A 21,041-nucleotide genomic window follows, 5' to 3' on the forward strand; every position below is an offset into this window, starting at 1 on the left:
TATGACTTTTCAGACATCCTCTTAGCTCAAATCAACCGAAAAGCGAGAAATGAACAGTAACAAAGGAAATATTTTAATTGTTGATGACACCTTAGAAAATCTCCAGCTCTTGTCCAATACTTTATCTACACAAGGATATAAAGTTCGAGGTGCGGCTAAAGGTCAAATGGCAATTAGAACAGCACGATCATCTCCGCCCGATTTGATTTTACTTGATATCAAAATGCCAGAAATGGATGGCTATGAGGTTTGTGAACGATTGAAAGCAGATGAGCAAACTCGTGACATTCCGGTAATTTTTATCAGTGCCCTAGATGAAGTAATAGATAAAGTGCGAGCCTTTCAAGTTGGTGGCGTAGATTACATCACTAAACCTTTTCATGTTGAAGAGGTTTTAGCTCGGATTGAACACCAACTAATGATTCAGCTGCTCTCTACACAACTCCAAGAAAAACAAAATCAACTTCAAGAACAAAATAAACAGCTACAGAAAGAAATCCAAGAACGACAGAAAGCTGAACAAGCTGCCGCTGCTGCTAATCAGGCTAAAAGTGAATTTCTTGCGAATATGAGCCATGAACTCCGTACCCCTCTCAATGCCATCCTGGGGTTTACTCAATTAATGAACCGGAATTCTCAACTAACCGCTGAACAGCGTGAGTTTCTAGAAATTATTAATGGGAGTGGTGAGCATTTACTAGAATTAATTGATGATATTTTAGACTTGTCTAAAATTGAGGCAGGGCTAATTGACCTCAATCAAAAGAGCTTTGATTTATACCGTCTTCTTGACAATATTGAAGACCTTTTTCAAATTCAAACTGAACAAAAGAATTTAGATTTTATAGTTATTGTCTCCCCTAATGTTCCCCAGTACATCAGAACTGACGAACAAAAGCTACGAAGTTGCTTACTTAATCTCCTCTCAAATGCTATCAAATTTACTAACTATGGTGGTGTTACTCTTACTGTAGGCAAGAGTAAGAAATCAGAATCCTCGCTTCAGTTTTCAGTTAGCGATACAGGTCTAGGAATTGCTCCAGAAGAAATTGAGACTTTATTTGATGCCTTTGTGCAAACTTCAGCAGGTCGGGCAACTGCTGGAGGAACTGGCTTAGGTTTAGCAATTACCAAAAACTTTGTAGAGCTAATGGGAGGAGAGATTCGGGTTAGCAGTGTTTTGGGTGAGGGAACAACGTTTCAATTTACTATTAAATTATCTGAGGCTGATTTATCTCAAGTCACAAGTCAACCCCATCAGCGAGTAATTGGCTTAGAACCCGGTCGAGAAATGCATCGAATTCTTGTAGTTGATGATACTAAGGCTAACCGTTTACTGTTAGTCAAGCTGCTCGAACCCTTAAGTTTTGAAGTGCGTGAAGCGACGAATGGTTTAGAAGGACTTACTATTTGGGAAAGTTGGCAACCTCACCTGGTTTTTATGGATACACGGATGCCTGTCATGAGTGGGTTAGAGGCAATAAGACAGATACGAGCCAAGGAGAAGGCACTTATAGATTGTTGGGATACAGCAAGATATACTGAAGAATCCATATCTTCCAATAGCCAATTCCGTCAGGCTACGATTATCATTGTCGTCACAGCTAGCGTCTTTGAAGAGAAGCGAGGAGAAATTTTAGCCACTGGTGCCGACGATTTGGTGCATAAACCATTTAGTGAAGAAATAATTTTTGAAAAAATTAGTCAACATTTGGAAGTTCTATATCTTTATGAAAATCTGCATCAATCAATAACAGCACCTCGAAAATTCAATGCTGGAAGAAAACAGGATTCCTTTTTCTTAAATAAATTAGCAGAGATGCCCCCCGACTGGATAGCCAGTCTATATCAGGCAGCGAATACACTTAGGGAAGAGTCTGTTTTGGCTCTAATCGAGCAAATTCCAGAGACTTCTGCCCCTTTAGCTGAAGCTCTAAATGATTTAGCTAATGATTTTCGTTTTGATGAGATCGTCCGTTTAGCTCAATCCGTTATGGATTCATTGAATTCTAGTCGTTAAAGATTGAGGATTGATAGGATTTATGGATAATCAAGAAATAAAAATATTAATTGTCGATGACAAGTCGAGTAACCTGCACTTTTTATCCAAAATCCTAACCAACCGAGGGTATAAAGTTCAACGAGCCATTTCTGGACAGCTAGCTTTGAATGCAGCGATGGATGCTCTTCCAGATTTGATTTTGCTTGATATTATCATGCCTCAAATGGATGGCTATGAAGTTTGTCAAAAGTTGAAAGCCATCCCTCAAACCCGTGAAATTCCTGTAATTTTTTTGAGCGCTCTCCACGAAGAACTCAATAAAGTTAAAGCCTTTGCTATTGGAGGTGTAGATTACATCACCAAACCGTTTCAGGCCCAAGAAGTTCTCGCCCGTATAGAAACTCAACTCACCCTGCAAAGGCTCCCGAAGCTTCTTAAAGAGCAAAATATCCAACTGCAACAGGAAATAGAGGTTCGCAAACGAACAGAGTCCTCGCTGCGGGAGAGCGAGAGGAAATTCCGAGCTATTTTTAACAATACCTTTCAGTTTACCGGGCTACTATTACCAGACGGCACAATAATAGAAATCAACCAAACAGCATTACATTTTGGTGGGATTGGGCATGGTGATATTGCTGGCAAGCCGTTTTGGGAAGCGCGGTGGTGGACACTTTCACAAGAAACACAGAATCAATTAAAGCACGCGATCGCATCTGCTGCTCAAGGTGAGTTTGTGCGTTATGAAGTTGATGTTAGGGGTGTTGGGGATAGAGTCGCCACGGTTGACTTCTCTCTAAAACCCGTATTTGATGAAACAGGTAACGTTGTCTTGCTGATTCCAGAAGGACGAGATATCACTGAACGTAAGCAGACACTTGAACGTTTACAACTTCTAGAAAGAGCGATCGCAGCCTCGAACAATGGCATCATCATTAGTGATGCTCAAGCGCATGATAATCCAGTGATTTACGTCAATTCTGGGTTTGAGAAGATGACGGGCTACCAACGAGAGGAAGTACTCGGCACAAGCTGTCGTTTCTTGCAGGGAATAGATACTTCTCAACCCGCGATTAAAGAACTACGAGGTGCAATTGCTGAAGGTAGAGAAGGTCAATTTATTCTGCGTAACTATCGTAAAGATGGCACCCTGTTCTGGAATGAATTTTGGATTACCCCGGTTCGAGATGTAACTGGTTGCTTGACAAACTTCATTGGTGTTCAGACTGACATTACCGAACGCAAGCAAGCAGAAAACGAGCTTCAAATCGTAACTGAACGTTTAAAATCCCTGCTCATCTCCAGCCCAGCAATTATTTATAGTTGCCAACTATCGGGCGACTATAGAGCAACTTGGATCAGTGATAACGTTACCTCAGTAACGGGCTACGAGGCGAAAGAATTTCTTGAAGATTCCGGATTCTGGTTTAACCATATCCATCCAGAAGATATTGAGCGCGTCCTGGCAGAACTCTCACATCTATTTGAAAAAGGATATCACTCCCATGAATACCGCTTTTTGCACAAAGACGGCACCTATCGCTGGATCTATGATGAGCTGAAACTCGTCTATGACGAGGCAGGCAACGCAATTGAGGGTGTCGGGTATTGGGTCGATATCACCCAGCGCAAGCAGGTAGAGATTGAACTTGCGACAGCACAAGCCGAGCTTGATCGGCAAATCCAGCGAGTGTTATTGCTGAGCCATATTACTCAAGAAATTCGCTCTAGCTTGAATCCAGAGCAAGTCTTTCAAACTGCCGCCACCCAAATTGGTGAGGCTTTTGGGGTCAATCGTTGCCTGATTCATACCCACATTGAAAACCCAAGTCCTCAAATCCCTTTGGTCGCTGAGTACAAGCAACCTGAATTGGAATCAATCTTAAGCAGAGAAATCCCAGTGATGGGCAATCCTCATGCTGAGTTGATGTTAGATCGAGACTCAGCGATCGCATCTGATGATGTCATGAGCGACCCTCTCTTAGCAGCAGCAGCTCCTTTGTGTCGTCAGCTAGGTTTAAAGTCGATGCTGGTAGTCCGGACTTCCTATCAGGGGAAACCGAATGGAGCGATTGGTATTCATCAGTATGATCGCTTCCGTCACTGGACAAACGAGGAGATTGCATTATTAGAAGCAGTTGCCGCTCAAATGGGAATTGCGATCGCGCAAGCCAATCTCCTCGAACAGGAGACACAGCGACGGATTGAACTGGATCGGCAAAATCAGCAGTTACAAGCAGAAATCCGAGTTCGCCAACAAGCCGAGTCAGCACTCAAGAAAAGTGAAGAACGCTGGCAATTAGCCCTTGAAGGCAACAATGACGGGATTTGGGACTGGAACATCAGCACGAGTGATGTTTTCTTCTCTAGCCGATGGAAGGAAATGCTGGGCTATCAAGACGCTGAAATTAGTCCCCACATTGACGAATGGCAGACTCGTGTACATCCAGATGATCTTGACCGGGTGATCGACTGCTTGCAGGCTTACCTCGATAAAAAGTCTCACCAGTACCTTATTGAGTATCGCCTACGCGGTTCTGACGGCAGCTATAAATGGATTTTGGCAAGAGGACAAGCACTCTGGGATGAAGCTGGCAACCCTGTGCGAATGGTTGGTTCTCATCAAGACATTAGCGATCGCAAGCTTGCTGAAGAACTCCTGAGGTCTCAACAGCAAAAACTCTCCTTTTTAGTCCAAAATACTCCCCTTGCTGTTATTGAATGGGATACCAAGGGAGAAATCGTTTCCTGGAACCAAGCGGCTGAAGCAATATTTGGCTACAAGGCAACAGAAGCGATCGGTAAGCATGGGGGGCAACTCCTCGTCCCGAAACCTAATAGAGGGGAAATCAAGAGGCTCTACGAGCAACTTCTGACCGGGCAAGGCGGTTTTCATAGTATTACCGAAAACCTCACGGCATCCGGTCGAACGATCATCTGTGAGTGGTATAACACATTGCTGCTAGATGAGAATGGTGCCGTTATTGGACTAGCTTCCATGGCAGTGGATATCACGGAGCGTCAGCAAAGACAGTTGTTGGAGAAGACCCAGAACACAGTCCTGAAGATGGTCACACAAGGCAGATCATTGCAGGACATTTTGCTGGAATTAACTACCCAGATTGATGAACTCACACCAAAACTTTGCTCCTCAATCTGTTTAGCTTCCGAAGACGGTAAGTATTTACGTCCTTATGTCAATCCGAAGCTCCCCGAAGCTTGGGTAAAAGCGATCAATCCACTCCCTATCGGAGCAAATATCGGTTCCTGTGGCACGGCTGCTTATTTTGCCAAACCTGTAATTGTTGAAGATATCGCGACCAATCCCTTGTGGGCTGCTTTTAAAGATTGTGCCTTATCTTATGGTTTCAGAGCTTGCTGGTCTGAGCCAATTTTGTCGGATACAGGCAAGGTGCTAGGCACATTTGCCATGTATTTTACCGAAGTGCGATCGCCTGACAAACGAGAGTTGGAAGTAATTGAGTCCCTAGCAAGGCTCGCCTCCCTAATCATCCAGCGCAAGCAAGCAGAAGCAGAACTCAAAGCACAGCAGGAATTTCTGCGTCAGGTTATTGACGTTGTTCCTTCTTCTATCTTTGTGAAAGACAAACAGGGACATATACTAACCATCAACCAAGCAGGTGCCGCCATCTATGGCAAAACAGTAAAGGAAATGTTGGGCAAGCGAGATAGCGACTTTAATAGCAATCCCGCTCAGTCCAAAGAATTCCTGATGAATAATCAGGAAGTAATGACGACTCTCCAACCCAAAATCATCCCTGCCGAAGCAATTACAAACTGTTACGGTGAAAGCCGATGGTACAAGACAATTGTTAGTCCATTCATAGATACTGACGGTCAAGTCCGAGGTATTGTAGGCTCCTCAACAGACATTACCTACCTTAAGGAAACAGAGGAAGAACTACGACAAGCAAAAGAAGCCGCAGAAGTTGCAAACCGCGCCAAAAGTGCCTTCCTCGCCTCCATGAGTCATGAACTGCGAACTCCTCTCAATGCCATCCTAGGCTTTAGCCAAATACTGGCTCATAACAATTCTTTGGAACCAGAACAGCGAGAACATTTAGGAATCATTAATCGGAGTGGGGAACATTTGCTAACTCTGATTAATGACATTCTTTCAATGTCCAAAATTGAAGCAGGTCAGGTGACTTTAAATGAAAACAGCTTTGATTTTTATGGGCTACTCAACTCAATTGAAAAGATGCTGCAACTCAAAGCCCAATCTAAAGGATTGCAGCTCACCTTTTTGTGTTCTAACGATATTCCCCAATACGTTCAAACCGATGAAAGTAAACTCCGTCAAATCCTGATTAACCTGCTGGGTAACGCCATTAAATTTACTCAACAAGGTAGTGTCACACTGCGTGTGCAACTAGGGACTAGAAACTGGCGGCAAGAAAGATTTTCTAATACCTCCCCCCCTCCATCCTCCAATTCCCAATTCCCAATTCCCAATTCCCAATCCCCAATTCCCAATTCCCAATCCCTCCTCTTCGAGATCGAAGACACAGGGCAAGGTATTGCCTCATCAGAACTCGATTCCTTATTTGACCCTTTTGTGCAAACCCGGACAGGATACGAGTCTATGGAAGGAACTGGCTTGGGGTTACCCATTAGCCGAGAATTTGTCCGATTAATTGGGGGCGATATTAACGTTAGTAGTCAACCAGGTAGAGGGTCAATTTTTAGCTTCGATATCAAAGTTCGTGCAGTAAAGGTAATAGATGTAAAGGCAAGCGTTCCTCGACAGCGAGTGATCGGTTTGGTGCCAAATCAACCGATTTATCGAGTTTTGATCGTTGAGGATTCAAGAGTAAACCGCCTCCTACTTGTGAAACTACTCCAACCTTTGGGCTTTGAAGTTCGTGAAGTCGTTGATGGTCAAGAAGCTGTAGCTGTGTGGCAAAGTTGGCAACCCCATCTAATCTTGATGGATATTCAAATGCCAGTTATGGATGGCTATGAGGCAACTCAAATAATTAAGCAAATGCCAAATGGTCAAGAGACTGTCATTATTGCCCTAACTGCCAGTGCCTTTGACGAACAGCGAGAAGCCATCTTAAAAGCAGGTTGTGATGACTTCATTCGTAAACCATTCCAAGAAGAAATCCTGTTTGCAAAGATTGCTGAACACCTGGGAGTTCGTTACATCTACAGCGAAGATTCATCACTTACCTTACCCCAAAATGACTTAAAAAGTTGTTGAGTGATCTAAAATTGCTTGTAACTTTGCCTCGCTCTCTCGCAACGCTCTTTCAATCTGCTTGTACTCTGTGATATTGCGCCCTTCAGAAATTAGGAGGATGACGTTGCCGTTTTCATCTTTTACAGGCTTTATTGAGAAGTCGAGGATAGCTGTTGTCTCTCCAAAACCTGGGTGTTCAACTTCGTAACGGACAAACTCCCCTATAGCGGCGCGTGCGATCGCATCTTGTAAACGTTGCTGAGCTTCTAAGGAATACGTCCACCACGGTGTTTCCCAGAACGGATGTCCAATCACGTCCTCCGCCTGAAATTTTCCAAAGTCTAAAGCCGTCTGATTGGCTTCTAGGAGAATGCCCTGTGGTGTCAGCAGTCCAGTAAACTGAAACGACTGATTGAAGACAGCACGAAAGCGTCTTTCTTGATTTTTCTTTAGTTCCTCTTCTTCTTGTTTTCCTTGGGTAATATCTTTTGCGATCGAAAGCACGATTCGTCTTTCATCCGGTAATGTCCCTAGGGGAGCGCAACTGAAGCTCCAGATTCGGCGACTGCCGTCCTTAGTGGTAATGGTAAATTCCCCGTCTTCCAGCCGATCATTAAGTTCATATAACCCAGCAATGAACGCCCGCACAACGTCCTTGTGTTCCCCATAGGCACGTTCCGTCCATTCAGCAATCGTCGGAATTTCCTCATGGGTGTAGCCTGTCAACTCAGTCCAGACTTGGTTAGTTTGTAGAATTTCCCCATCTTCTGCATGAATGATCATTGGGAAAGGAGCATTGACAATCGCCCGACGAAATCGTTCTTCGCTCTCTTGCAGTTTCCTGCTTAACTGCTGCAACTTGATAACCTGATTGGCTAATTCGGCTTCTCGGTTCAGGCGTTCTTCTTTGAACGTTGTGTTGTAGTTTTGAAAAAATTTTTCGAGGAACGGTTCTTCCTGAAGCAGTGGAGCCAAATGTAACTGAGCGCGTTTATCGGCTTCAAAGGATAGCTCAGGATAGCTTTCTACCCACTGGTGGCAGAGTTTGACATAACTGAGAAAAGCGACTAAGTGAGCGTACATCACATCCCCCAGAAGCTGACGCAGTTGGGCACGACACTCTTGGGCTTGGGAAGGCTGAAGAAACACAAAAACTGAACAGCGCCATAGGCTTTGCTCGACAGATGAATCCGATGCGAGATCATTTGATGCATCAGAATCCGGTTTGTAGAGAGGAATTGGCTGCTGGCTAAGCGTTTCTAATTCTGTATCTAGATCTTGCGGTGTCTTTGGTGGTGGCTGTGCAATCAACTTCAGCACATCCTTACCCAGTATTCCCAACGGTCGCAACGCACAAGAATGGCAGACAATGCAGTAAGGAACCGAGCAATAGCGCGATAGGTAAGCAAACAGCGTTTCTTTGAAAATCGCTGGTAGGGGATTGTTGACATAGGCAGAGAGAGTCTGCTGCCAGAGGTTTTCCAATATATCTGGAGTGGAAAGAGCTGGCTCAAAGAAGGGAGGAAAAAAGCCAAATCGCTCTTCAATCTCTGCCTTAATTTGTGTGCTAGTTCGCATAGGTAGGAGTATATAGGCTGTAGTATTAGGTCTATGGCTAGGGCGTGTTTTCCTGCCTTCCCCGTTAAATTTAGATCCCCCCAGCTCCTCACTAAAGCTCCGACCTTAAAAAGGGGGGAGGATTCAATCAAAGTCCCCCTTTTTAAGGAGGATTTAGGAGGATATCCACTGACATAAACGAAGTCAATAAAGTTTGAAAACACGCTCTAGTTTTTATCGTTACGTTGTCATATTAAGCCACTCTCAAGCTGGATAACAGAGTGAGTTATGAGGTGATTAAAAAGAATTAAGAAAAGCCCTGCTCACTGGACAACTTTTTAAGGCAAGAGCCGCTTTACCCAGTCCCAAACTTTTACAATGAACTCTTCTATCCGAAGTATGGCAACGTCTAACCACCCTAGTAATTGCTCTAGCGGGTGCTTGACGTAGCCGACGGGTCTTGACTTTGCTTCAATCCAGTCAGGCGCTGGATCAAGATGGCTTTCTGGAGTAGGAGCGGAAGGCTTAGTAATAGCAGTGGGTTCTGCTGTTGTCTGCAAGCCATTGGGACGACGAGAATGGGCAGCAGAGAGGGAAGAGGATTTAGCTTTTTTCTGTGTAGTGTCTCTATGTCTCTCCTGAGATTGTAGAAGTGTTCCCTTTTTGCCTGTCTTAACGTCTGCCGTTCGGACAATTGATGAGGGATGTTCGCTCTGCTCTCTTGTAGTGGGTGCCGAAAGCTTTCCTGGTCTTTGCTTGGGGCTTAGGTAGCGCTTGATAGCGCCAAAAACAGAGTTTTTCGGCATCACAGGTGTTTGGCTGTTCGCCCTAGGAAGTTGTGCTTGGGAATCTGAACGCCTCTTCCCAGAAGAACGTGTAGCTGGGGTAGAGGTTTGGGTTAAATCTGGGAATTGTGAGTCATCATATAAATCGTCCCAGGTTAGCCAAGGATCAGGTTCACTGACACCTGCAAGTTCTAAGTTAGGAGGAGCGGCAACTGGAGGTAGAGAAGTAGAATTACGTCCCGATAGTTGAGGTGTTTCACCTTGGGCATTAGCAAGACTTTTCGGTTGTGCTTGGGAAGTTGTCCCTGGTAAATGGGAGCGACGTCTACCAAAAAAGTAATCAACCGCCGCGTAAATTAAAGCTTGAACCCGAAATGTATTCGTCTGAGATGCTTCTGTCGTCAGCGAGGTGTTTGGATTAAGGGAACTGATGGCAGATGAAGATGGAGTTTGAGCGATCACAATCTGGTTACTTGAGGGCACAGTGGGAGCAGAAAGTTTTCCTGGTAACCGCTTGCCGTTCAGGTAACGCTTGAGGACACCCCAAACCGACTTGTCTGGTGTCACAGATGTCTGGCTGTTGCGAGCCTCAGATAGCTGCGTTTGGGCTTCTGGAGTACTCCCAGTTACCAAAGGGACGTAAGAGATAAAATCATGCCCTGATAGTTGATGAGCTTCCGCTTGGACACGGGAATCGGTTTGAGGGAGAGTCGAGCCGCGTCTGCCAAAAAAGTAGTCAACAGCCGCATAAATTAAGGCTTGAATCCGAGAGTTGTTAGGTTGAGATGCCTCCAAAGATTCAGCATCTCCATGTGTTATGAAGGGGGTTTGTAACTGTTGACGCAGTTTTTGACTCCGTTCTCGCAGGACACTTGTCGCGCGATCGCCCAACGTTACCACGACTTCTGATCCAGGTACCAATTGGTGGGATTCTAGTTCAGCAACAGTACGATCAAGGAACGCTAAAGCTGGATGCGGTGTAATTACTGCTGAGTTAGATGCTGCTAGCGGCTTGTGACGACGGTGTTGCGGTTGACTCAGTTGGGGTGCAGGATGATAGACAAGAGTCGCTTCCTGAAAGACATTTGCTGCGATCGCAACAGGACTACTTTGCACCCACGCCATTAGATTCCAGAAAAGTCTGACAGGTAGAAAAACACGGGGTTGATCTAAGTTAGCTAGGCGTTGAGGAGTGTGACTCTTGGATGCGATCGCTAAACGCCACTGACGCAATAAATCAGCGACTTCCCAGCTAATTCTAGAGGCGAGTTTTTGTTGCTGCTGGGGTGTCAAAATATCGAGAATTTGATTTTGTACCGTAACCAGTACCAGAGTGCGCGTCTCCAACTGTGTCGCTACTCCCTGAATCATGCCACACTCATCACTGCTTGACTTAGTGGCTATTGCAGCAGTCAGTTGTTCGTTCTCTGTTGTTGGTTGTTTGTCTGTCTTAGCTAGCTCCTGAGTGCTAGTTACTGACAAAAAACTCGGTGATGATGCGAGTGACTCATCAGGTTCTGACTCAAACAGGGTATTGACTTCACAGAGTACTCGCTGAATCGGTGTATCAGCGGATAAGGTAGTCTCTTGCTTGGGCTGAGATTGAGTAAGAGCTTTGATCTGAGGAAATCCCGCTTGTGCTGCGGATGAGAGTTGACGCCCCGCCGATAAACCGCTTTGCACCGCTAGGTAGAGCGGATAAAGCAAGATTTGCGCTCCCCAGACAGCAGTGACTTTCAGATGCCGTACTGCGCGATCGCATTGAGCCGTAAACTTGATAGATTGCCGATTCAGAAAATTGAATAATCGACTTTGATAGCGACCAGAGGAGCCGGAGGACATGGGGATTATGGAGGAGGCACATTATAAATCTCTTTTTATCTTAATTGCGTTGAACCCATGTCTTGCCTTGCGCCTCTACCAAATCTTGCACCTGTGCGTCAGTCCTAATCAACTCTGGATGTCCAAACATAGCTACCTAATCCAATGCCTTTGTCTCAGCTCAAATCTGCTCTGCTAGCTGAATCGATTGAAAAATTACGTGCCTTTACTCAAGCCAACATTCAGGCATATTGGCACTGCTGCGCTGAAAACTTGCCAGTTGAAGGATGTTGTTGGTCAATTAGCGAAGGGTGTGACCCCTCCCCCAACCCCTCCCCTAAGAGGAGAGGGGTGTCTGGCTCCCCCTTCCCTGCAAGGGAAGGGGGTCGGGGGGTTAGGTCTTCCGAAGTCGCGACTACTTGTGAAGCCTCTAACTGGCTACCTGCTGAGCTAAACAGCAAAAGGTATATTACTTGGCAAGCGGGACGGCAAGTGATGTGGTTGAGTCAACGCTTGGTGATTCCCCAGGATTTACAGGGTTATCCTTTACCGGGGTTAGCATTACGGCTGGTTCTGACTTGGTGGGCAGAATCGGCTCAAATCTTTGTTAATGGACAGTTGGTGCAAGAGGGAGATTTATTTGATTCTTCCGCTAGGGTACTGCTAAGTTCTGCTGTGGTGCCGGGGGAAGAGATTGCGGTAGCCTTACGACTTGTCAGTCCGAGTCATGATATTGGCGCATTGATGCGTTCAACAGTGGTGTATGAGGCGACTGAGGACATCGACCCAGGTTTTGTTGCTGATGAATTGGCGGTATTGCAAAAGTATGTCGAAGCCTTTGAACCCGCACAACTCAATACACTTGCAGAAGCTATTGCTGAGATTAATTGGGAGACGGTATCTCAGAAGGAAGAATTTACGCGATCGCTTTCTACATTACGCCAAAATCTCCAATCTTTCCTAAACGCAAGCAACCCCTTATCCCTACTAAAACAACGCCAAATCCAAATGCTAGGTCATGCTCACCTCGACCTCGCTTGGCTATGGACAGTCAGTGAAACCTGGGAGGTTGCTCAACGCACCTTTGAATCTGTCTTGAAGTTACAGCAGGAGTTTCCTGAGCTTACATTTTGCCATTCCACACCTGCACTCTACGCCTGGATAGAACAGCATCGTCCTGACCTATTTACTGCTATCAAACAACAAATAGCCACTGGTCGTTGGGAAGTTGTCGGTGGGATGTGGGTCGAGCCAGAATTAAACCTAATCAATGGTGAATCAATTGTCCGGCAAGTACTCTACGCTCAACGTTATGTCCAAGAGAAATTTGGTGAACTGACACGGGTTGCCTGGGTACCTGATAGCTTTGGTTTCTGTTGGCAACTGCCACAAATTCTGAAACAGGGTGGGATGGAATACTTCGTCACCCAGAAACTGCACTGGAACGATACAACAAAGTTTCCCTATGGTGCTTTCTGGTGGCAGTCACCGGATGGCACCCAAATCTTTAGCCTGATGTCTCCTCCCAATACCACAGGTGTCATGGATACTAATCCTCTGACCATGACAGCCTATGCGGTTGATTGGGAAATTCAAACTCATCTGAAAGATGCTTTCTGGCTTCCTGGTGTGGGAGATCATGGTGGTGGCCCTACCCGTGATATGTTGCAGATAGCTAAACGCTGGGAGCGATCGCCTTTTTTCCCTCGCTTAGAATTTACGACGGCGTTGAGTTATTTGTCTTTGATTAGTAAACAGGAGTTAGTTGGTAACACCCAGATTGACCAACAACAAACAACTAATAACAAACAACCAACAACTAACATTCCCATTTGGAATGATGAACTGTATTTAGAATTCCATCGTGGTTGCTACACCACCCACGCTGACCAAAAGCGTTGGAATCGTCGTTGTGAAGGCTTATTGTACGAAGCAGAACTCTTTGCCTCGCTAGCAACAATGACTACTGGCTGTAGCTATCCTAAGCTTCAGTTGGAACAGGCTTGGAAAAAGGTGCTATTTAACCAGTTTCACGATATTTTACCGGGGACATCAATTCCAGAAGTATTCGTGGAGGCAAACCAAGCTTGGCAAGATGTGGAGCAAGTTGGCTTAGAGATAGTAGAAGCGTCATTAAAAGCGATCGCATCTCAAATCACTCTCCCACCCCCACCCCAACCAGACGCGCAACCTGTTGTTGTCTTTAACCCCCTTAACTGGCAGCGTTCAGAACTCATTGATATTTCCTTACCCCAGTCATCTGAGGCAACTTGGGATATTTACGACCTTTCCGGACACAAGCTACCATCCCAGCGTCGTGATGTCTCGACACTTCTGTTTTTGGCAAAGGATGTCCCTTCTATTGGGTATCGGGTTTTTTGGCTGTGTCGTGCTGATGACCAACCCCTTCAAGACGGAAGGCTTTGCGCCCCTACCTTACAGGAGAAGGAGAATTGGGTTCTAGAAAATGAACTGTTGCGGGTTGTGGTTGACCCCGATACCGGAGATTTAAGTAGCGTCTTCGATAAAGTCCATCAGCGAGAAGTACTTAGTGGTTCTGGCAATCAGTTGCAAGCCTTTGAAGATAATGGTCAATACTGGGATGCCTGGAACATCGACCCCAACTATGCTCAGCGTCCCTTACCTCCAACCCTGCTGAAATCCATCAAGTGGTTAGAACGAGGGATAGTGCGATCGCGTCTGTGTGTTGTCCGCCAGTTAGGACAATCCCAGTTTTGTCAGGAGTATGTACTAGAAGCTGAATCTCCAATTCTCAAAATTGTCACAACTGTATACTGGCAGGAACGCCATGTCTTAGTAAAAGCCGCTTTTCCCTTAAACCTGGAAGCTGACTATGCCACCTATGAGATTCCCTGCGGTGCTATCCAACGTCCAACTCGACCTAAAACTCCTGCTGAGCAAGCAAAATGGGAAGTTCCCGCCCTACGTTGGGCAGATCTCAGTGAGGGCGACTATGGTGTCAGTTTGCTCAATGATTGTAAATACGGCTATGATGCCCAACCCTCTCAGTTACGCCTAACGCTCCTACGGAGTCCCAATTGGCCTGATCCAGAAGCTGACAGGGGCATTCATCGCTTCACCTATGCCCTTTATCCTTATACTGGCAGTTGGCACTCAGCAGGTACAGTACGACGAGCTTATGAACTAAATCTACCGCTTCAGGTACTCAATAACCCTTCTGTAGGGACGTATGGCAGTACACTTCTACAACCGATTGGTCAATTGCTGAATCTCCAAGCTGAGAATCTCATCTTAATGGCTCTGAAGCTGTCAGAAGATGATGCTAATCAATGGATTCTGCGCTGTTACGAATGTTACGGTCAGTTAGCTGAATTAGCACTCAAGAGTGATTTAGATTTAGCGATCGCTCAGCCTGTCAATTTATTAGAGCAACCTGTTCAACTCCCTGAACACTCATCTAATCAGCAAGCTTTCCCACTACAGCCTTGGAAAATTGCTAGCTTCACATTGGTACCTACGGCGAACCTCAAGAGGAAGTAATTCAGACCTCCATGAATGAATAGTTAAATCAGAAACGTTTGCCTTGATGCACTAGCTACTTTACTGTTTTAGGGTGGCGAGAATCGTTAATATGCCGTTACAAGTTAAGCCAAAAGTCCATTGCTCCTTAATTTATTGAGTTTTCATCTGCCTAAAGATAGATATTGTTGTTACAGTGAAATGTACTTGGATTACTCTAACAGTTAGAGTTAATGTAAAAAGGTAAAAGCTTAGCAGCAATTGGCAGAATATTTAAAAAGCTTTCTTAAAGAAATAAGCACAAATAAATTTCTAAAAGATATGCTAAAGTTGTCTGCATAAATCAGCTAATTCTTTCTCGGTTAAGGAAGTCTTGTTGCTTCATAACAGCTTCTAAACTTAAGCAAAAATTTAAGATAAACCTCAATAGGCAGAGCGTCATTAGTTAAAATCGCCAGTTCTGATATACGTCTCTAACCTGGCAAAACTTTTAACCTACAACAATGACCTGTTAACAACGTCAACGTCTTCATAAGGCAGTTAGATTGAGCAAACTATGAGTGCAAATACAGTTTCTGTTATTATTCCTTGCTACAACGCAGCAAAGTTCTTGGAAGAAGCGATCGAGAGTGTTCTGGCGCAGACCTACCGACAGTTCGAGATCATTCTGGTCAATGACGGTTCAACCGACAATACCGAGGAGGTAGCGACCCGTTACCCAGAGGTGAGATACATTTATCAGAAGAACCAAGGCATTGCTGCTGCACGCAACACGGGACTGGTTGAGAGTTGTGGTGAGTATGTGGTTTTTCACAACCCAGATGACATCATGAGGTCAAATGCACTGGAAATTGGTGTGAACAGCCTGAAAGCTCATCCTAATTGTGGCTTTGCTTTTGGTCTGTGCAAGTGCGTTAGAAACGATGGATTAGCGTTTGATTCAAGTTTAGAACCCCAGGACACGTCTTTAGACATCTATCAAGTGCTGCTGCGTGGTAGATGCTTTGTACCACCTTCGACAGTCCTCTTCCGCCATATTGTTTTTGAAGCTGTTGGTAATTTTGACCGGACGCTTGTTGTCTCAAATGACTATGACGTGTTTCTACGAGTGGCAAGAGCATTTCCAGGCTACTGCCACAATCAGGTTGTTGTTGATTATCGTCAGCACAGCAGTAACGTATCAATTAAAGGTAAACCTTCACGGATGCTGTACTATACGCTAAAGTCTCTTGGTAAACAGTGGAAGTCTGTTAAGGGAAATCAGGAGTACGAAGCCGCTTTTAGGAGTGGAAAACAGCATTGGATAAGTCTTTTTGGTTCCGGCATGGCGTATGAAGTTGCTGCCAATCTCAAAGCACAGAAATTCGCCTCTGCTGCACAAGTCATGGGTTTCCTGTTACGGTACTACCCTCAGGGTTTGGTCAAGTATGCTATTGAGCGGTGGTTCAAGTTGTGGTCAAAGCTTTTAGTGACCAGTTCAGCAAGCTAAGGAACATCAAGCGAAGCTAAATAGACGATGCTAACAGGGTTCTAGCGAACCAGATAGCATCGCCATAAAGTGCTTTTGGAGATGGCTGAACCATGCTCGTGCCCAGCAACTTTTAGCTGAACTCATTTTTCAGATAACCTAAATAAGGCACTAGAAAAAGCTTAGTCTTCGTGATCTTCAAAAGGATCATCCAATTGGGCAGAAGGTGGCCCAAAAGCCGTGTAAATTGAGAAGCCAGTGATAGCGATAACAAAAGCAGCGATAGATATACTAAGAACTGTTGCGGGTTCCATGATTTAGATAAATTATGAGTCCTATTCCTCTATAATATTACGGAACGTTACAAAAAATCTATTGAGATTAATCATAGGTGACCCATGGCACAACGGACGCGGCTAGGAGAAATCCTCAAACCTCTAAACTCGGAGTATGGTAAGGTGGCTCCAGGTTGGGGGACTACGCCATTGATGGCAGTCTTCATGCTGTTATTCTTCGTCTTTTTGTTGATTATTTTGCAGCTCTACAATTCCTCTCTGCTGCTTGAGGGCATCAATGTTGACTGGAGAAGCTTAGGTCAGTAGTCTACTAGCTTCACGCCTTCAATCACAATCAAGATTTAACATCCCGGCTTGTCCGGGTTTTTTGTAGGTCATAATACGGAAGACTAAGACTCTTCCCTTGAGACAGCACAGGAGGTCATCACATGAATGTTTTTGGTATTGGTTTGCCGGAGATGGCACTAATTATGGTTATTGCCTTATTGGTATTTGGTCCCAAAAAGTTGCCAGAAATTGGTCGGAGTATGGGCAAAGCTATTCGAGGCTTTCAAGATGCCTCCAAAGAGTTTGAAGCTGAGTTCAAGCATGAGGCTCAGCAGATAGAGCAAGCGGTAAAGACACCAGCACTACCTGAATCTAAGAAAACTGTCACTCAAGAAACTGCCGCTGCTGAATCGAATAATCACGCAGCTACTTGATCTCAACGAAAATTCAAATCTGCTATGATTGCTTTTTTAGCCCGCTCAGGCGGGCTTTAAACGTTTTCTAGTTTGGAGACAAGGTTTTCTTTCTCCAGGGTGGCTTTAGCTATTTTCCAGATTAGGTCACCAGCAAGTGTTGATTTTCAACCGCCTCTATCTACTTTTCAAATGTATTGAGGAACATATCAATAGGGGCACCCTGTTCAATTTGCTGTTGTGACACACTGGAAGAATTTGAAAACTGACCAAACACCTTGTGGTTGGCAGTAAGTCCCTTATCGAAACCAAGCTAACCGTTGCTTCAAGTCGTTTTAAGACTCTGGCTTTCCATTCTTTTGACCGGAAGGAGCCTCAAACTTGTAACCAACACCCCGAACAGTTTGAATAAGTGACGGCTGACTAGAGTCAAGTTCAATTTTTTTGCGAATTTGACCGATATGCACGTCAACGACTCGTTGGTCTCCGACATAGTCATACTCCCAGACTTCCTGGATTAGCTCAGAGCGACGCAGTACCCGACCGGGATGACAAGCTAGAAAATGCAGTAGGTCAAATTCTAGAGCGGTTAAAGGGACAATTTCGTCGTTGAGAGTCACCTCTCGGCGTCCGGGATCGATAACTAACTGGTTGAAGACGAGACGTTGTTGTTCAGTCGCCGTAACTTCCCGCTTGCGTTTTAAAATTGCCCCGACTCGGTTTTCCAGTTCTTGTAAATCGAAAGGCTTCGTAAGGTAGTCATCACCACCGAGTTTAAAGCCTTTGTCTTTGTCAGCAGCATCTGCCCTACTGGTAAGAAACAGAACAAAGACATCGGTACGACTTTGCATCTCTTGACATAGGGTATAGCCAAGAGCATCAGGCAAATTCACATCTAGAATTACTAGATCGGGATTGAATTGCCCAAACAGTGCAAGAGCCGTCTTCCCATCATGAGCAGACTGCATTTGGTAGTTCTTCTGGCTTAAAAAGCGAAGAATTAAATTTCGGATTGCCGGGTCGTCATCCACGACAAGAATCTTGGCGGAGGACATGGTCATAACTTTCCACGGAGAACAGGGTTCAGGGATCAACACGCAGGACTTTTTACACCAATGGTGTAATGAGCATTTTAGACAATTATCGTCGTAGAATTAAGGGATGCCAATAGCTTTTGACATCATACCGAAGTTGCATAGTAAAGAAACTTAGCAAGAGCATGAGCAATGAAGGCAGTTGATGAATTGTTTTTCACTGATTGAATGTGTGTGTCGGGATAGAGTGCGCTTGTATTTGGGGATCAGGCTAAACTAGCTTGCAGGGGGGGGCATGACACTCGATAAGGTCTAACTGTTACCCTGTTGGTAGGAAAAGAATTATTGAGCGTTATCGGTGCCTTATATATTAATCCAGTGTAGAGTTGCTGTTATACGAGTGAAAAGAAGGGATGTCTCGGAGGTTTTGAATGAGTGATCAAAATCCCTACGAAAAGCTTGGGGTTACGGAAGACGCTTCTTTTGATGAAATTCAGGATGCTAAAGGGCGCTTGATACAGCAGCATCGTGGTGATCAAAAGCTTGTAGAGTCTGTCGAGGCTGCCTATGATGCAATCATCATGGATCGTCTCAGAATGCGCCAAGAAGGGAAAATCAAGGTTCCTGAACGTATTCGCTTTCCGGAAAAGCTGTCTCCAGCACCACCGACTTTTCCCCAAGCGCCAGCCAATCGCTCTCCTGCATGGCTGCAAAGACTGCTAGATACCCCGTCTCCGGGAGAACTGCTCGGACCCGCTATTGCGTTTTCGGTGTTGGGTGCTTTAACTATTTTTTATCCGGCTCCGGATGAATCAATCCTACCGTTAGCTCTAGCGTTGGGCTTCGGCTGTAATATTTACTTTCTCAATCGCAAGGAACAGCAATTTGGTCGTGCAGTGTTGTTGACACTGGCAGGTTTGCTTATAGGGGTCGGGTTGGGAACGTTGCTGGGTGGTCTAATTGAGTCACAAATTGCTAGCTTCGGTTTGGCAACAGAGAAATTTGCTACGTTGGTATCATTTTTCGTTCTCTGGCTGATTAGTAGCTTCCTCCGCTGAAATACGTCTTCACCCGTTAAGTGTGTTCCTAGCTTCATCAATCGAGATAGATGATGAATGAGCAAAAGCTGAAATACGTCTTCACCCGTTAAGTGTGTTCCTAGACTGAACACTGGCAAGTGTTGCCTATTGTTTGTCGGCTGTTGCAACTGACGACTGACAAAACGTTGCTATGACTTGGAGGTAATCCGGCTCGTCTCATCAAAGTCCGTAAGCACTTTTAACATTGAGCAATAAATATTAATTTTTATTTGGCTTCACCCAAGGGGAAGCTACCTCGCTTCATCTGCTCTCGTTCAATCGCTTCAAACAAAGCCCGAAAATTCCCTTCTCCAAATCCTTCGGCTTCCTGGCGGCGTTCTATCAGTTCAAAGAAAAAGGTAGGCTGCTCAAAAATCGGTTGAGTGAAGGTCTGAAGTAGCAAGGCACGTCTTGATTTATCCTGCCAATCTACCAGAATTTCTTGGGCAGCAATTTCCTCGAATTCTGCTGCCGATAAGGGAAGTCCAGGATAGTTCAGCCGTAGCTGGGTGTAGTAGGTAGGAGGAATAGAGAGAAAAGATAAGCCTAGATTACGGAGTTGTGCGATCGCTTGTACAATCTGAGGGGTTTCTAAAGCAATGTGTTGGATACCTGGCCCCTGGTTGACATCCAGAAACTCCTGAATTTGAGAATTCGCTGATGCTGGTTCATTGATAGGAAGTTGCAAACCACTTTTGGGGTGAACCATCACCTGAGAGCGAAGTCCTGAATTATCCGTTTGAATTGTAAACCGCTGCTGCCGTCGGAATCCCAAAACATTTTCATACCAATCAAGAGCAAGTTCTAGGTCACCAGCACCAACATTTAACACAACGTGATCGATACCAGCAAATAGTTCAGAGTTCCTGATCAACTGTGAGGGTAATCTTTCTGGAGTTGCCTTTGGCTCAGTAGAGGGGAAAGATTTAGTGGTAAATTCTGAGGCGAGAAATGCTGGTAACAAAGGAGTATTGCCAATACGCTCAGTTAGCGTATGACTCAAGGAACCCCAAGCCGCAATTTTCGCCCATTTCCAGCCGCCTTGAGCAAGCAACTGCTGTTGAACAGGTTCTAAGACTTTTGCCCCGTTAGCAACAGCCTTCTCCATCAAACCTTCCAAATCTGAAACAGCAAAGGCAATATCAGCAACACCGGGAGGATGGAGACGTAAAAACTGGGCAACGGGACTTTCTGAGGTAAGAGGGGAAGATAGAACGATGTAAACTACATTACTTTTTACTGCTGTTGTGAGAGTATGGCGGCTTACACTAGATGCCAAGGCTTGAAAGCCCATGTGCTGCATAAACCAGTCGCGGGAGGCGCTGGCATCTTCTACATAGAAGTGAATGTGATCAATTTTCATGCCTTATTCCATCCAAGGGCTTGCCTGCTTGTCAATTTTGCCGTTTTTTGAAGATTTACAGGTCATTCCCAAGAAAGAAGGAACTTTGTTCCCCCTACGCACTACCCAAAGCTTGAGTGAGGACATGCTACACAAACGCTATCGTCACATGAGAAAAATAACAGGAGTTACGCAGTTAATCGTAAAAGCCTGATTCTCTCTTAACGACTTTATCCGGCATTTTATTTTACATTTCTTTACTACTTACTCATC

13 protein-coding genes are annotated in these 21,041 nt (G+C 45.0%); 8 read left to right on the top strand and 5 right to left on the bottom strand.

The genetic code is table 11. The annotated features are described in order from the left end of the window. Positions 1 to 49 precede the first annotated feature (49 nt). Together AC5JL3_RS35405 and AC5JL3_RS35410 are read left to right on the top strand one after the other, a co-directional pair. Positions 50 to 2,020, top strand: a complete 1,971-nt coding sequence (locus AC5JL3_RS35405) for a response regulator (RefSeq protein ID WP_496078912.1) — start codon at positions 50 to 52, stop codon at positions 2,018 to 2,020. Positions 2,021 to 2,042: 22 nt separating this feature from the next. Continuing rightward, positions 2,043 to 7,226 (top strand): PAS domain S-box protein, encoded by a 5,184-nt coding sequence (locus tag AC5JL3_RS35410; protein WP_496078913.1) that lies wholly within the window; start codon positions 2,043 to 2,045, stop codon positions 7,224 to 7,226. Here AC5JL3_RS35410 and AC5JL3_RS35415 read toward each other — a convergent pair. Both AC5JL3_RS35415 and AC5JL3_RS35420 read right to left on the bottom strand, forming a co-directional pair. Further along, a complete protein-coding gene (locus AC5JL3_RS35415; protein ID WP_496078914.1) occupies positions 7,212 to 8,783 on the bottom strand; it encodes a PAS domain-containing protein in 1,572 nt (523 codons plus the stop codon). The two genes, AC5JL3_RS35410 and AC5JL3_RS35415, sit on opposite strands and share 15 nt — an antisense overlap. A gap of 317 nt (positions 8,784 to 9,100) precedes the next feature. Further along, positions 9,101 to 11,389, bottom strand: coding sequence for a hypothetical protein (locus AC5JL3_RS35420; RefSeq protein ID WP_496078915.1), 2,289 nt, complete (start codon positions 11,387 to 11,389; stop codon positions 9,101 to 9,103). Positions 11,390 to 11,533: 144 nt separating this feature from the next. Here AC5JL3_RS35420 and AC5JL3_RS35425 point away from each other — a divergent pair, with 144 nt between their 5' ends. Together AC5JL3_RS35425 and AC5JL3_RS35430 are read left to right on the top strand one after the other, a co-directional pair. Continuing rightward, positions 11,534 to 14,890 carry an alpha-mannosidase gene (locus AC5JL3_RS35425; protein ID WP_496078916.1) on the top strand — a complete coding sequence of 1,119 codons (3,357 nt, stop codon included), beginning with the start codon at positions 11,534 to 11,536 and terminating at the stop codon, positions 14,888 to 14,890. 535 nt (positions 14,891 to 15,425) lie between these two features. After that, positions 15,426 to 16,358 carry a glycosyltransferase family 2 protein gene (locus tag AC5JL3_RS35430; RefSeq protein ID WP_496078917.1) on the top strand — a complete coding sequence of 311 codons (933 nt, stop codon included), beginning with the start codon at positions 15,426 to 15,428 and terminating at the stop codon, positions 16,356 to 16,358. A gap of 161 nt (positions 16,359 to 16,519) precedes the next feature. Here the strand turns inward: AC5JL3_RS35430 and psbN are convergent, their stop codons facing one another. Continuing rightward, complete coding sequence (gene psbN, locus AC5JL3_RS35435) at positions 16,520 to 16,651, bottom strand: photosystem II reaction center protein PsbN (protein WP_192220834.1); 132 nt, start codon at positions 16,649 to 16,651, stop codon at positions 16,520 to 16,522. An 84-nt stretch (positions 16,652 to 16,735) separates the two neighbouring features. On the opposite strand from psbN, the gene psbH reads away from it, so the two are divergent. Both psbH and AC5JL3_RS35445 read left to right on the top strand, forming a co-directional pair. Then, positions 16,736 to 16,939, top strand: a complete 204-nt coding sequence (gene psbH, locus AC5JL3_RS35440) for a photosystem II reaction center phosphoprotein PsbH (RefSeq protein ID WP_192220835.1) — start codon at positions 16,736 to 16,738, stop codon at positions 16,937 to 16,939. A 122-nt stretch (positions 16,940 to 17,061) separates the two neighbouring features. Then, positions 17,062 to 17,334, top strand: coding sequence for a TatA/E family twin arginine-targeting protein translocase (locus AC5JL3_RS35445; RefSeq protein ID WP_192220836.1), 273 nt, complete (start codon positions 17,062 to 17,064; stop codon positions 17,332 to 17,334). Between the two features lie 314 nt (positions 17,335 to 17,648). On the opposite strand, the gene AC5JL3_RS35450 is transcribed toward AC5JL3_RS35445, so the two are convergent. Next, positions 17,649 to 18,368: a response regulator transcription factor gene (locus AC5JL3_RS35450; protein ID WP_199348810.1), complete on the bottom strand. Its 720-nt coding sequence runs from the start codon at positions 18,366 to 18,368 to the stop codon at positions 17,649 to 17,651. A 410-nt stretch (positions 18,369 to 18,778) separates the two neighbouring features. On the opposite strand from AC5JL3_RS35450, the gene AC5JL3_RS35455 reads away from it, so the two are divergent. Further along, complete coding sequence (locus tag AC5JL3_RS35455) at positions 18,779 to 19,405, top strand: CPP1-like family protein (protein WP_496078918.1); 627 nt, start codon at positions 18,779 to 18,781, stop codon at positions 19,403 to 19,405. 247 nt (positions 19,406 to 19,652) lie between these two features. On the opposite strand, the gene hppD is transcribed toward AC5JL3_RS35455, so the two are convergent. Then, positions 19,653 to 20,789 (bottom strand): 4-hydroxyphenylpyruvate dioxygenase, encoded by a 1,137-nt coding sequence (hppD, locus tag AC5JL3_RS35460; RefSeq protein ID WP_496078919.1) that lies wholly within the window; start codon positions 20,787 to 20,789, stop codon positions 19,653 to 19,655. Between hppD and AC5JL3_RS35465 the strand changes: the two genes are divergently transcribed. Beyond that, on the top strand, positions 20,788 to 20,982 hold the full coding sequence (locus tag AC5JL3_RS35465) for a hypothetical protein (protein WP_496078920.1): 195 nt from the start codon (positions 20,788 to 20,790) through the stop codon (positions 20,980 to 20,982). The two genes, hppD and AC5JL3_RS35465, sit on opposite strands and share 2 nt — an antisense overlap. Positions 20,983 to 21,041 lie beyond the last annotated feature (59 nt).

This window comes from Symplocastrum torsivum (assembly GCF_059505465.1).